Below are 13,215 nucleotides of genomic sequence, written 5' to 3' on the forward strand. Positions count from 1 at the left end.
CTGCCAATTTACGAGTAATACGCTTCGGCCGACAAGGTGATCACGCCGATCAGGGCCACCGCCAGGATCAGCACGATCAGCAGGCGGCCGAATTTCGGCGAACCGTCGCTACCATCGCCGCTGCCGCTCATGGCAGGATGATGCTGGAACCGGCAGTCTTGCGCGCTTCCAGGTCGGTATGTGCCTGGGCGATATTGGCCAGGCTGTAGCGCTGCTTGACCTCGATCTTCACTTCGCCGCTATTGACCACGCCAAACAGCGAGTTCGCCATCTCTTCCAGGTTGTTGCGGTTCGATGCATAGCTGAACAGGGCCGGGCGCGTAATGAACAGCGAGCCGCGTGAAGCCAGTTCGGTCAGGGCGAATGGCGGCACGGGGCCGGAAGCATTGCCGAAGCTGACCATCATGCCCAGCGGCGCCAGGCAATCGAGCGAGCCGATGAAGGTATCCTTGCCGATGGAATCGTAGACCACGGAGACACCCTTGCCGCCCGTGATCTCGCGCACGCGCTCGACGAAATTTTCCGTGTTGTAGTTAATGACGTGGGTCGCGCCATGGGCCTTGGCCAAGGCTACCTTTTCATCGGAACCAGCCGTGCCGATCAGGTTCACGCCCAGCACCTTCGCCCATTGGCAGGCGATCAGGCCCACGCCGCCAGCGGCTGCATGGAACAGCACCGTGTCGCCCGCCTTCAGCGCCACCGTGCGGTGGAACAGGTATTGCACCGTCAAGCCTTGCAGCATCATGGCGGCGGCCGTATCGAAGCCGATGCGCTCGGGCAGCACCAGCAGCAAGGCCGCTGGCAAGTTGCGCTGCTGGGCGTAAGCGCCATTGATGCGGGCCGCATAGGCCACGCGGTCGCCCACTTTCACTTCGGTGACGCCCTCGCCCACCGCTTCGACGATACCCGCACCTTCCACGCCCAGGCCCGACGGCAACGGTTGCGGATACAGGCCGGTGCGGAAATACACATCGATGAAATTGAGGCCTATGGCTTCATGCCTGACGCGCGCCTCGCCCGGACCGGGCGGCGGCAGTTCCACATCGACGTATTCCATCACTTCGGGACCGCCAACACGCTGTATGCGGATGGCCTTGGTGCTAATCGTTGCGCTCATGATGCTCTCCTTAAACTCAGGCCGCTGCCCTGGCCTGCAATTGCAATTGCGACAGCACCAGGTGCGCCGTCGACAGATTCGTTGCGCACGCTACGTTATGCACGTCGCAAGCGCGTACCAGGGCGTTGATGTCCGGCTCGTGTGGCTGCGGCGTCATCGGATCGCGCAGGAAGATCACGCAATCGATCAAGCCTTCCACCAGCATTGAGCCGATCTGCAAGTCGCCGCCGAACGGGCCCGAATGTTTGCGCTCAACCGTCAAGCCCAGTTCGCTGATCAAGCGGCCACCGGTGGTGCCCGTAGCCGACAGTTCACAGCCTTGCAGGAAGTCCAGATATTCACCCGCAAGGGTAATCATGTCATCTTTTTTCTTGTCGTGGGCAATCAGGGCGATGCGTGTTTTCATGATGGATCCGTGAGGTTGTAAGTGGAGAAATTATTTCTTCTTTGATAGCATGTAAATGCCGGCCAGCACCAGGCTGGTACCGGCCAGTTGCCAGTTGGTAATCGGTTCATCGAGGATCATGGCGCCCAGGAACAGGGTCGACACGGGGCCTATCATGCCCGCCTGCGAAGCGACGGGCGCGCCGATGCGTTCCACGGCAATCATGGTCATGAAGACGGGCATCACCGTGCAAAAGATACCATTGACCAAGGACAAGCCATACACGGCCGTGGGCTGTATCAGCAGCGACACGGGGCGCAGGATAAAGAACTGGGCGATGCAGGCAAAGCTGGCCACACACATGGCATAACTGACCAGGCGCATGGAGCCGATGCGTTTCACCAGTTCGCCGGAACCGAGCAGGTAGACGGCATAGGCGCAAGCCGAACCCAGCACCAGGGTCGATCCGAGCACGATATTGCTGGCGCCGCCCTGCAGATCGTGCACGAACACCAGCACGATGCCGCAATAGGACGTGAACAGCGCCAGCCACTGCAAACGACTGATGGCCTGCTTGAAATACACGGTGGTAATCAAGAGTACAAAAGTCGGCGTGAGGAACAAAATCAGCCGTTCCAGGCCCACGGAAATGTATTGCAAGCCCAGGAAATCGAGATAGCTGGACAGATAATAGCCAACCAGGCCCAGGCCGATCAGGCGCAGCCGGTCGCTATTGGACAGCGGCGGCTCGGTGCGCATCTGCCAGTAAGCGATCACTGCAAACACGGGCAGCGAGAAAATCATCCTGAAGGCAATCAGGGTGACGGCGTCGATCTGATAGCGGTACAACAGCTTGGCGACGATGGCCTTGGTGGAAAACAGCACCGCCCCGCCCACCGCGATGGTCAAGCCACCGAGATAGACGGAACGGGAAACGGCTGGGGAGGAGTTGGACGGGGAACTGGAGCTCATCCCCAGATTGTAATGGCAAAAGGCAAAGGCGGCCTCATTACGAAATGGCCACCGCCGCCGCGCCCGCCGTCACCGTGGCCGTCGTCACCCGCGCAATCACGTCTACCGGCGCATGGCCGGCCAAGAGCTTGTTGACTTGCTTGAACTGCGCCACCAGCTTGCCCGGCGTCAGGGTCACTACCGTGTAGCCCTGTGCATCCGTGTTCAGGTGCTTGAGCCAGGGGTTGTTGCCCAGGCCAGATAATTGCTGCGCCAGTCCCAGCAAGCTGGTATTGAAGTCAGTGCTCGCTTTCAAGCCTGGCAGCACGGCGGCCACCGTAGCGGCCAGCTGCGCCTCGGGTACGCCCCTGGCGGCCAATGCCCCCTGCAGCTGCACCCTCACCTGTTCCAGCAAGCTCTCTACGGTCGGCGTGGCCTTGCCCATGGTGTAGTCGAGCAGGTTGACGTCGACATGCACGCTGCCAAGGCCAGGCACGGGAATGTCCAGCGGATAACGGACCATGGCGCTGATCGCGCCCAGCTTGCCGGCGGCTGCATTGAAATAGCTGAAGAAAGAGTCCGAACTGACGCCGGCCGTCACCAGGTCGACGATCACGGGTGTGCCACCGCCGGGCGCATCGAAATCGTCATTGACGGTGCCGGCAAAGAAGGAATGGATGTCGCCCGTGATCGCCACCACATTCTTGACGGCATGGTTTTTCAGGTGCGCCATCAAGGCCTTGCGCTCGCTGTTATAACCGTCCCACTGGTCGCAATTGAGCAAAAAGCGTGTAAAAAATGGCGCCATGCCCGCTTGCTGGCCGGTTTCCACCACAAAACGCGAGGCCGCCTTGTTGGCCAGCACGTCAGGCTTGATATAGCCGAAGGCGATCACTTGCGCGGCCGCCACCGGCGTGGAGCAATTGTAGGCAGCCACGGCAACACCCGCCTGGGCAGGATTCAAACCGGCGCCCACGGCAGCGGCATGTTGCGCATCGGCATTGCCGGCAGCGCCAGCAATGGCCTTGGCAGCTGCTTGCGCCAGGCTGGCCGCTGCGCCTGCAGTGGAAGCAGCAACGATGGCCGAAGCCAAGGGCACGCTGTGGCCATCGCTCTGCAAGATGTTAGTGATGGACTGGGCCAGCTTGCCCATGGCACTGAGCGCCAGCAAAGTAGCGACCATCTCGCTGCCATTCAAGCCCATGCGCAGCAGGGACACTTCATTGCCCCACAGTTTCCAGGTGGCGCTCGATGCCAACATCTTGCTTTTCCACCACTCGCGCTGGCTGGTGCCCAGCATGCCCACGGCGGCCAACGGATCAGTGCCTGCCTTGCTGGCGGCCGCCATCTTTTTGGCTTCCAGGCTGTCAAATACAGGCTGCGACACCAGGTAGCGGCTGCCGATGGCGCCCAGCGGCTTGCCGGTGGCGGGGTTGAGCGTGGCTTCAGGAATGATGTGGTCGGCACGGTACAGGCGCTCGTCCGTCATCACCAGCTGCATCAGCTTGCCAAACTGGAAATCGCGGTAAATGCGGATATTCTGGAAACCGCTGGCGTCCGCATCGAACATGATGTCGGCTGGCATGTATTCAAACCAGGCCTGGCTGGCGCCACGGCGGCGGTTGGGCTGATGCAAATCGCTGCCATCCGGGGCCGTGATGCCTTCATAGGTCGACGCATCTTGCCATGCGTCGTCCGTGAATTCATGGTCATCCCAGATGGCGATGAAGGCAAAACGTTCATGCACGGCTTGCAAACGCTTGTCGCTGCGGTATTTCTTGTACAGATAGCGGTAATCGGCCACGGTGGTGGCGTACTGGGCGCCCGACTGGCCATGCATGAAAGTGCCATCGGGGAACTTCAACTGGTCGTGGCGGCCTTCCACGGCGCCGCTCTGGAAAGCCTCACCCACGGTTTCATAGATGTAATCGCCGAGGTGGACGATAAAATCGAGCTGTTCCTGGTCCGCGATATGCGCCAGCGCACCCCAGTGGTTGACGCTCCAGTCCTGGCAAGTCAGGTAAGCAAATTGCAGCTGGGATACATCCGCCGTGGCGGCGGGCGCCGTCTTGAAGCGGCCCACGTTCGAGCGCACGTCGCCGGCGATAAATTGATAAAAATACACTTGACCTGCTTGCAAACCTGTCACCTTGTGGCGCACGGTGTTGTCAAACTCAGCCTTCAAAGGCAGGCTGGAGTCGACGATGGGCGTACCCGCCAGCGCCGTATTGCTGCCCAGCGCGGCCGTATTGTCGGTAGCGACAACCAGCAGGCGCACCGCTACAGGCGCAACGCCGGCTGACGCAGGCGCGACAGGGCCAAGGCTGGCCGGCACCACGCGCGTCCACAGCATGGCGCTGTCGGGGCGCGGGTCGCCGGACGCCACGCTTTGCGGGAAAGCCCAGTCGCTACCCGCCGCCAGCGGCACGCCATCATCGCCGTGCATCAGGCTGGCACAGCCGGCCAGGCCCGCCGTGGCCACCGAAACAGTCAGGAAACCGCTCAATGCGCCGCCGAATTTCAGAAATTGCCGCCTATCCATATGACTTGCCATGATACTCAGTTCCCAATGTGTACCGAAAGCGCGTCACTCTAGCAACAGAATGTGTCGACTTGATGACCGCCCCATGCCGCTTTGGGAGGTGCTGATATGCTAAAATGTCGGCCACAATTGAACACCCGTCTAAGGAAGATTCGACATGGCAGGACATAGCAAATGGGCCAACATCAAGCATAAAAAAGCTGCTACGGATGCCAAGCGCGGCAAAATCTGGACGCGCCTGATCAAGGAAATCACGGTCGCAGCCCGCATGGGCGGCGCCGATATCGCGGCCAACCCGCGTCTGCGCCTGGCGGTCGACAAGGCGGCGGATGCCAATATGCCAAAAGACAATGTCCAGCGCGCGATCAACCGCGGCAGCGGCGGCGCCGATGGCGCCAACTATGAAGAAGTACGCTACGAAGGCTACGGCGTGGGCGGCGCAGCTGTCATCGTCGAGTGCATGACGGACAACCGCGTGCGCACGGTGGCAGAAGTGCGCAACGCCTTCAACAAGAACGGCGGCAATATGGGCAACGAAGGCTCCGTCGCCTTCATGTTCCAGCACTGCGGCCAGTTGCTGTTTGCGCCAGGCACCGACGAAGACAAGCTGATGGAAGCGGCGCTGGAAGCGGGCGCCGAAGACGTCATCGCCGATGAAGAAGGCGGCTTCGAAGTACTGACCCCGGTGCACGATTTCGCCACTGTCAAGGAAGCGCTGGAAGCGGCCGGCTTCAAGGCCGAAGTGGCCGAAGTGATCATGAAACCGGCCACGGAAACCGTCTACACGGGCGACGACGCCGTCAAGATGCAAAAGCTGATCGATGCGCTGGAACTCCTCGATGACGTGCAGGAAGTCTTCACCAACGCCCTGATCGAGAACTAAGCAACCATCTCAAGGGCAGCGCCGCTGCCCTGCCAACCTCACTGAACGAAGCTTCCCTATGAAAATTCTGGTAGTCGGCTCTGGCGGCCGCGAACACGCCCTGGCCTGGAAACTGGCCCAGTCCGAACGCATACAGATGGTGTATGTCGCTCCGGGCAATGGCGGCACCGCGCGCGATGCGCGCCTGGTCAATCTCGACATCAGCGACCCGCAATTGCTGGCCGACTTCGTTCAGAAGGAACACATCGGCCTGACCGTGGTCGGCCCTGAAGTGCCGCTGGCAGCGGGCATCGTCAACCTGTTCCGTTCGCGCGGCCTGAAAATCTTTGGCCCAACCAAAGAGGCGGCGCAACTGGAATCGTCGAAAGACTTCGCCAAGGCCTTCATGCAGCGCCACGGCATTCCGACGGCTGCCTACCAGACGTTTTCCGACGTCGCGCCCGCGCACGCCTACGTCGACGCCATGGGCGCGCCCATCGTCATCAAGGCTGACGGCCTAGCCGCCGGCAAGGGTGTGGTCGTTGCCATGACCCTGGAAGAAGCGCATCAGGCTGTCGACATGATGCTGGCGGATAACCAGTTCGGCGACGCCGGCGCGCGCATCGTCATCGAAGAATTCCTGGCCGGCGAAGAAGCCAGCTTTATCGTCATGTGCGATGGCAAGAACATCTTGCCACTGGCGACCAGCCAAGACCACAAACGCCTGAAAGACCACGACCAGGGCCCGAACACGGGCGGCATGGGCGCCTACTCGCCAGCGCCTATCGTCACGCCAGCCATGCATGCGCGCGTGATGCGCGAAATTATCAATCCGACGATCCAAGGCATGGCCAAGGATGGCATCACGTTCACGGGCTTCCTGTACGCCGGCCTGATGATCGACGACAAGGGCACGCCGAAGACGCTGGAATTCAACTGCCGCATGGGCGACCCGGAAACACAGCCCATCATGGCCCGCTTGAAAACGGACTTGCTGACCGTGATGGAACACGCCGTCAACGGCACGCTGGATGCCGTGGAACTGGAATGGGACCGCCGCACGGCTGTCGGCGTCGTGATGGCCGCTGCCGGCTACCCTGACGACCCGGTCAAGGGTACGCCTATCGGCGACATCCCGGCTGAAACGCCAGACTCCGTCACCTTCCATGCGGGCACCCGCGTGGTCGACGATCGCCTGCTGACCAACGGTGGCCGCGTGCTGTGCGTGGTCGGCCTGGGCGACAGCGTCAAGATGGCGCAGAAGCAGGCGTATGAAACCGTAGAAAAAATCCATTTCGACGGCGCGCAATACCGCCGCGACATCGGCTGGCGCGGCTTGAAACACTGATAGCTGTTAGCTCAAAACACGGGGCAGGCGCAGAACAGTTCTGCCCCGGCCCCGTTTTCAATCGTGCGGTGAAGCGGCATCCATCGGCCATACAATCTTGCCTTTCCAGCAAAGGCAGCACAGCATGACAGCCACCACACACTCCGCTCTCGCCGGCCTGCATGCGCTGGGCCTGCTGACTACAGCAGAACTTGAGGAAGCGATAGGCGAACTCGATATCGCCGCCCACGAGCGCTTGCATCTGCCGGAAGATGACATCGACATGCCGGAGCTGGCGCTGGATGCCGACTTAATTACCACCATGGCCTGGCTGCTGTACACCGATCTCTTGCCTAAAAATGAATTCCTGCAACGCGTTGCTGCTTTACCGCGCCAGTATCAGGGCGAGGCCCTGCAAGAACGCCAGCAACTGGCGTGGGCGGGCGTGCAGCAACACAACCGCATGGCGGTCGGCACCCTGTATGAAGAAAACCTGCTCGACCAGTTTCAGCGCGACGCCGCCTACGCAGCCGTGCCTGGCGACCAGCTGATCGTCTCGCCAGCCATCGCCATGCGCTGGATGGTGGCGCAACACCTTCTGAGCGCACAACAGCTGCAGGCAGTGGAACTGCGCACCAGCACGCACGGCACCGAACTGGGCCGCATGATCATGGACACGGCCAGGCTGCAGCCTTACCATGTGCACAAGCCTTACCAGCGCCCACCTGCATGGAAAGGGGCGCTGATCGTGCTGGGACTGATCGTGGTGATGTCGCTGTTTTCCCTTGCCTGGCGCACGCTGTCGGGCGAGCAGCCAACGGCCAAGGCCCGGCAGGGCGCACAAAGTGTACGCTGAACGACGGCATCGCCGGTTTTGCTATCACGAAAATCCGTAACAGGGTACAATCCGTCCTTACTTTTTTATTTCGGCCTCGTCGGCCCGTGCGATGTCGTCAACTCCCTCTCCTTCGGCCGTCAAAGCCTATCTGCTTGATTTGCAAAGCCGTATCGTGCAGGCGCTCGAAGCGCAGGATGGCAAACCGTTTTTGACCGATACCTGGCAGCGCCCCGAAGGCGGCGGCGGTATTTCGCGGCTGATTGAAGAAGGACATGTATTCGAGCGTGGCGGCGTGAATTTTTCGCACGTGACCGGCGCCGCATTGCCGCCATCGGCTGCGGCCGCGCGCCCTGAACTGGGCGGCAAGCCATGGGAAGCGATGGGCGTGTCGCTGGTGCTGCATCCGCGTAATCCGTATGCACCGACGGTGCACATGAATGTGCGTTTCTTCAGCACCGTGAATGCCAGCGACGAACCGGTATGGTGGTTTGGCGGCGGCATGGACCTGACTCCCTACTATGGCGATACGGACGACGTGAAGCACTTTCACCAGGTGTGCCACGATGCGCTGGCGCCGTTTGGCGATGAGCTGCATCCGAAGTTCAAGCAATGGTGCGATGAGTATTTCTACCTGAAGCACAGGCGCGAAGCGCGCGGCGCGGGCGGGATCTTCTTCGACGACTTCAACGCCGCCGGTTTCGAGTCCAGCTTTGCCATGATGCGCAGCGTGGGCGACGCTTTTGTACCGGCCTACGTACCGATCCTGGCGCGCCGCAAGGATGCGCCGTATGGCGAGCGCGAACGCGATTTCCAGGCCTACCGGCGCGGCCGCTATGTGGAATTTAACCTGGTGTTCGACCGTGGTACGCATTTTGGCTTGCAGTCGGGCGGACGCACGGAAGCGATCCTGATGTCGATGCCGCCCATCGTCAAATGGCGCTACGACTGGCATCCGGAAGCAGGCAGTCCCGAAGCGGCGTTGTATACTGACTTCCTCGTGCATCGCGACTGGCTCAAAGCGTGACCGGAAAAAAGCTGTGTGTGGCGCTGCTGGGCGGCAGCTACGATCCGGTGCATGATGGCCACGTCGCGCTTGGCGCCTATTTTTCCAGCCTGCTGCAAGCCGATATGCTGCGCGTGATACCGGCCGGCGCACCCTGGCAAAAGGGCAGCCTGGGCGCCAGTGGCCAGCAGCGCGCCGAAATGGCGGCCCTGGCCTTTGCTGGTTTGACTCTGCCGGTCACGATAGACGTCCAGGAAATCGAGCGCAGCGAACAGGGCCAGGCGACCTACACCATCGATACCTTGCGCCAGGTGCGCACCGAACTGGGGCCGCAGGCTTCCATCGTTTTCCTGATGGGCGCCGATCAGCTGCAGCGGCTCGACACATGGCGCGAGTGGCAGCAATTATTTGAATACGCTCATTTTTGCGTCGCAGCCCGGCCCGGCTTCGCGCTGAATGACACAGCAATGCCGCAGGTGGTCGCCGACGAATTTTCGCGCCGCCTGGGCACACTGGAACGCATCCGCAACACGCCGCACGGTCTGACTTATCTGGCACAAGACTTCGCGGTGGATATCTCCGCCACCGAAATACGTGCGGCATTACACGGTGGGACGCGGGCGAACTCGCTTGTTTCCCCGCTAGTGCTAGACTATATTGAACAACATAATTTATACAAAAGCTAAATGGACATCAAAAAACTGCAAACTCTCGTCGTTGACGCCCTTGAAGACGTCAAAGGCCAGGATATCGCCCTGTTCGAAACGACCCACCTGACCAGCCTGTTCGACCGCATCGCGATCGTTTCGGGTACCTCGAACCGTCAAACCAAGGCGCTGGCCGCCTCGGTGCGCGACAAGGTCAAGGAAGCCGGTGGCGACATCATCGGCATGGAAGGTGAAGACACCGGTGAATGGGTACTGGTCGACCTGGGCGACATGATCGTTCACATCATGCAAGCGCCTATCCGCGCCTACTACCGCCTGGAAGAAATCTGGGGTGACAAGCCAGTCAAGCTGGGCGCCGCCAAACGCGCACCGAAAAAAGCGGCTGGCGACGAGCCGAAGAAAGTCAGCGGCCATCTGGCAGCAAGCAAGGCCAAGGTCGAAGCATCGCCGGTGATCGAGAAGAAAACACCGGCCAAGAAAGCCACCACCACCGCCGCCAAGAAAGCCCCGGCCAAAAAAGCCGTTGCTTCCAAAGCCGTCGGCAAGACCGTGAAAGTCGCGCCTACCAAGGCAGAAACCGCTGCCGTCAAAGCCTTGAAAGCACTGCCAGAGAAAAAAGTACGCGCCCCACGCGCGGCCAAACCGGCGGCGGATGCAGCACCGGCAAAAACCGTGATCAAGCGTATCAAAAAAGTCGAAGCGTAAGCCTCGATGCAGCTCATCATCGCTGCGGTCGGCCATAAAATGCCGGCCTGGATAGAAACGGGCTTCGCGGAATACGCGAAGCGCATGCCGCCGGAATTGCGCATCGTGCTGAAAGAAATCAAGCCGGTGGAGCGTTCCGGCAGCAAGACAGCCGCCACCGCGATGGCGCTCGAACGCGAACGCATCGAAGCGGTGCTGCCGAAAGGCGTGCGCATCATCGCCCTCGACGAACGCGGCAAGGACCTGACCAGCGTCGGCCTGTCGCAGCAATTGATGGCGTGGCAACAGGATGGCCGTGACACGGCTTTCCTGATCGGCGGCGCCGATGGCCTCGATCCCGAACTGAAAGCGCGCGCCGAAGGCATGCTGCGTATTTCCAGCATGACCCTGCCGCATGGCGTGGTGCGCGTGATCCTCGCCGAGCAGCTCTACCGCGCCTGGTCCATCACGCAAAACCATCCCTATCACCGTGTCTGAATTCCTCATGCAACTGAGCGACAAGAAGATCTATCTCGCCTCGAAAAGCCCGCGCCGGCGCGAACTGCTAAAGCAGGTCGGCATCGATTTTGAATTGCTGCTGCTGCGCAGCGACGGCCCGCGCGGCGCCGACGTTACCGAAGAAGTGCTGCCTGGCGAAGCGGCTTTCGACTACGTGGCGCGCGTGGCCAATGAAAAAGCCGCTTTCGCCCTGAAGGTGCTCACCATGCGCCGCTTGCCGCCACGCCCCGTGCTGGCGGCCGACACCACCGTCAGCATCGACGGCGAGATCCTCGGCAAGCCTGCCGACCGCGCCGAAGCGCAAGATATGCTGCGCAGGCTGTCGGGCCGCACGCACCAGGTGTTCACTTCGATCGCGGTGCACGCCGAAGGCATGGCCGAACAGCGCACGCAGATTTCGCAAGTGCGTTTTGCTGTGCTCACGCCCGCCTCGATTGCCGCCTATTGCGACACACCCGAGCCGTATGACAAGGCTGGCGCCTACGGCATCCAGGGCAGCGCCGCGCTGTTCGTCGAGCATATCGAAGGCAGCCATTCCGGCATCATGGGCCTGCCCCTGTACGAGACGGCACAATTACTGCGACAAGCCGGTTTGCCCCTGCCCTGAACCCTGTATGATGTCATTCGTTCCATCTACTTCTGCGCCTACATGAACGAAGACATCCTGATCAATATCACCCCGCAAGAAACCCGCGTCGCCCTGATCCTGCAGGGCGCCGTGCAAGAGCTGCACATCGAGCGCACGCTCACGCGCGGCCTGGCTGGCAATGTCTACTCCGGCAAAGTGGTGCGGGTATTGCCCGGCATGCAATCGGCCTTTATCGATATCGGCCTGGAGCGCGCCGCGTTTCTGCATGTGGCCGATATCTGGGAAGCGCGCGGCCACGACGGCCAGAACGCCACGCCCACGCCGATCGAAAAGATACTGTTCGATGGCCAGGTACTGACGGTGCAAGTGATCAAGGACCCCATCGGCACCAAGGGTGCGCGCTTGTCGACGCAGATTTCGATCGCCGGCCGCATGCTGGTGTATCTGCCGCAAGACAAGCATATCGGCATCTCGCAGAAAATCGAAAAGGAAGCCGAGCGCGAACTGCTGCGCACGCGTCTGCAAAGCCTGCTGCCGGCCGAGGAAAAAGGCGGCTACATCGTGCGCACGATGGCGGAAGACGCCTCCGACGCCGACTTGAAAGCCGACGTCGACTATCTGCGCAAGACCTGGAGCACCATCGTGCACGGCGCGCGCACGCGCCCGGCCACCAGCCTGCTGCATCAGGACTTGAACCTGGCGCAGCGTGTGCTGCGCGATTTCGTCGGCGATGAAACAGCCACCATCCAGGTCGATTCGCGCGAAAACTATGTGAAACTGCGCGAGTTCGCGGAAATCTACACGCCCAGCGAACTGACGCGCCTGCAGCACTACACGGGCGAGCGCCCGCTGTTCGACCTGTATGGCGTGGAAGAAGAGATTTTGCGCGCGCTGGGCCGCCGCGTGGACTTGAAGTCAGGCGGCTACCTGATCGTCGACCAGACGGAAGCGATGACCACCATCGACGTCAACACGGGCGGTTTTGTGGGCGGGCGCAACTTCGCCGACACCATCTTCAAGACCAACCTGGAAGCAGCGCACGCCATCGCGCGCCAGCTGCGCCTGCGCAACTTGGGCGGCATCATCATCCTCGACTTTATCGACATGGATAACGCCGAGCACAAGAATGCCGTGCTGGCCGAACTGAAACGCACCTTGTCGCGCGACCGCACCAAGGTTTCGGTCAGCAATTTCTCGCCGCTGGGCCTGGTGGAAATGACGCGCAAGCGCACCCGCGAGTCCTTGGCCCACATCCTGTGCGAACCCTGCCCTGCCTGCGCCGGCAAGGGGCAAGTGAAAACCTCGCGCACCATCTGCTATGAAATCCTGCGCGAACTGCTGCGGGAAGCCAAACAATTCAACCCACGCGAATTCCGCATCCTCGCCTCGCAGGAAGTGGTCGACCTCTTCCTGGAAGAAGAATCGCAACACCTGGCCATGCTGGGCGACTTTATCGGCAAGAAGATTTCACTGCAGGTGGAGCGGGCTTACCATCAAGAGCAGTACGACGTCATCCTGATGTAAGCCTGCCCAGGCTTATGCGCGCAAGAACGGTTCCAGCGCCGCCAGCAATGCGCTTGGTGCTTCCTCTGGCACAAAGTGGCCGCATTCCGCTATCAGCACCGCAGTAACATCATCGGCCAGGCCGCGCATTTCTTCCGCCACCCTGGCGCCAACGGCCAGTACTGGAATCGCCAGTTTTTCCTTGCTCCATGCCTGGTGTTACTCCA

At 61.0% G+C, this 13,215-nt stretch carries 14 protein-coding genes; 9 read left to right on the top strand and 5 right to left on the bottom strand.

The features are described 5' to 3' along the window. Nucleotides 1-8: 8 nt before the first annotated feature. The 5 genes from HDE75_RS26710 to HDE75_RS07645 are packed head-to-tail and all read right to left on the bottom strand — an operon-like array spanning nt 9 to nt 4,995. Nucleotides 9-131 carry a hypothetical protein gene (locus tag HDE75_RS26710; RefSeq protein WP_260173797.1) on the bottom strand — a complete coding sequence of 41 codons (123 nt, stop codon included), beginning with the start codon at nt 129-131 and terminating at the stop codon, nt 9-11. Next, nucleotides 128-1,117, bottom strand: a complete 990-nt coding sequence (locus tag HDE75_RS07630; protein WP_183675444.1) for a quinone oxidoreductase family protein — start codon at nt 1,115-1,117, stop codon at nt 128-130. Before HDE75_RS07630 ends, HDE75_RS26710 begins: the two co-directional genes overlap by 4 nt. 16 nt (nt 1,118-1,133) lie before the next feature. After that, nucleotides 1,134-1,523 (bottom strand): methylglyoxal synthase, encoded by a 390-nt coding sequence (locus HDE75_RS07635; RefSeq protein ID WP_183675442.1) that lies wholly within the window; start codon nt 1,521-1,523, stop codon nt 1,134-1,136. A 30-nt stretch (nt 1,524-1,553) separates the two neighbouring features. After that, nucleotides 1,554-2,474 (bottom strand): DMT family transporter, encoded by a 921-nt coding sequence (locus tag HDE75_RS07640; RefSeq protein ID WP_183675439.1) that lies wholly within the window; start codon nt 2,472-2,474, stop codon nt 1,554-1,556. A 37-nt stretch (nt 2,475-2,511) separates the two neighbouring features. Further along, on the bottom strand, nt 2,512-4,995 hold the full coding sequence (locus tag HDE75_RS07645; RefSeq protein ID WP_183675437.1) for an alkaline phosphatase D family protein: 2,484 nt from the start codon (nt 4,993-4,995) through the stop codon (nt 2,512-2,514). A 157-nt stretch (nt 4,996-5,152) separates the two neighbouring features. Between HDE75_RS07645 and HDE75_RS07650 the strand changes: the two genes are divergently transcribed. From HDE75_RS07650 to rng, 9 genes are all read left to right on the top strand, one after another. Next, complete coding sequence (locus HDE75_RS07650; protein ID WP_183675435.1) at nt 5,153-5,878, top strand: YebC/PmpR family DNA-binding transcriptional regulator; 726 nt, start codon at nt 5,153-5,155, stop codon at nt 5,876-5,878. 58 nt (nt 5,879-5,936) lie between these two features. Next, nucleotides 5,937-7,205, top strand: a complete 1,269-nt coding sequence (gene purD / locus HDE75_RS07655) for a phosphoribosylamine--glycine ligase (protein ID WP_183675434.1) — start codon at nt 5,937-5,939, stop codon at nt 7,203-7,205. 124 nt (nt 7,206-7,329) lie between these two features. After that, on the top strand, nt 7,330-8,040 hold the full coding sequence (locus HDE75_RS07660) for a hypothetical protein (RefSeq protein ID WP_183675432.1): 711 nt from the start codon (nt 7,330-7,332) through the stop codon (nt 8,038-8,040). Between the two features lie 91 nt (nt 8,041-8,131). After that, nucleotides 8,132-9,046: an oxygen-dependent coproporphyrinogen oxidase gene (gene hemF / locus HDE75_RS07665; RefSeq protein ID WP_183675430.1), complete on the top strand. Its 915-nt coding sequence runs from the start codon at nt 8,132-8,134 to the stop codon at nt 9,044-9,046. Continuing rightward, the gene (gene nadD, locus HDE75_RS07670) at nt 9,043-9,711 is read left to right on the top strand and encodes a nicotinate (nicotinamide) nucleotide adenylyltransferase (protein WP_183675428.1); all 669 of its coding nucleotides are present in this window, start codon (nt 9,043-9,045) and stop codon (nt 9,709-9,711) included. The genes hemF and nadD overlap by 4 nt, the downstream gene beginning before the upstream one ends. Next, on the top strand, nt 9,712-10,398 hold the full coding sequence (gene rsfS, locus HDE75_RS07675) for a ribosome silencing factor (protein ID WP_183675426.1): 687 nt from the start codon (nt 9,712-9,714) through the stop codon (nt 10,396-10,398). Nucleotides 10,399-10,404: 6 nt separating this feature from the next. Further along, nucleotides 10,405-10,875, top strand: a complete 471-nt coding sequence (rlmH, locus tag HDE75_RS07680) for a 23S rRNA (pseudouridine(1915)-N(3))-methyltransferase RlmH (protein WP_183675424.1) — start codon at nt 10,405-10,407, stop codon at nt 10,873-10,875. A 7-nt stretch (nt 10,876-10,882) separates the two neighbouring features. Then, nucleotides 10,883-11,503, top strand: coding sequence for a Maf family protein (locus HDE75_RS07685; RefSeq protein WP_183675422.1), 621 nt, complete (start codon nt 10,883-10,885; stop codon nt 11,501-11,503). A 42-nt stretch (nt 11,504-11,545) separates the two neighbouring features. Beyond that, nucleotides 11,546-13,009 carry a ribonuclease G gene (rng, locus tag HDE75_RS07690; RefSeq protein WP_183675420.1) on the top strand — a complete coding sequence of 488 codons (1,464 nt, stop codon included), beginning with the start codon at nt 11,546-11,548 and terminating at the stop codon, nt 13,007-13,009. Nucleotides 13,010-13,215: the final 206 nt, after the last annotated feature.

It is taken from the genome of Janthinobacterium silvisoli, assembly GCF_014200725.1.
GTDB lineage: Bacteria > Pseudomonadota > Gammaproteobacteria > Burkholderiales > Burkholderiaceae_D > Janthinobacterium.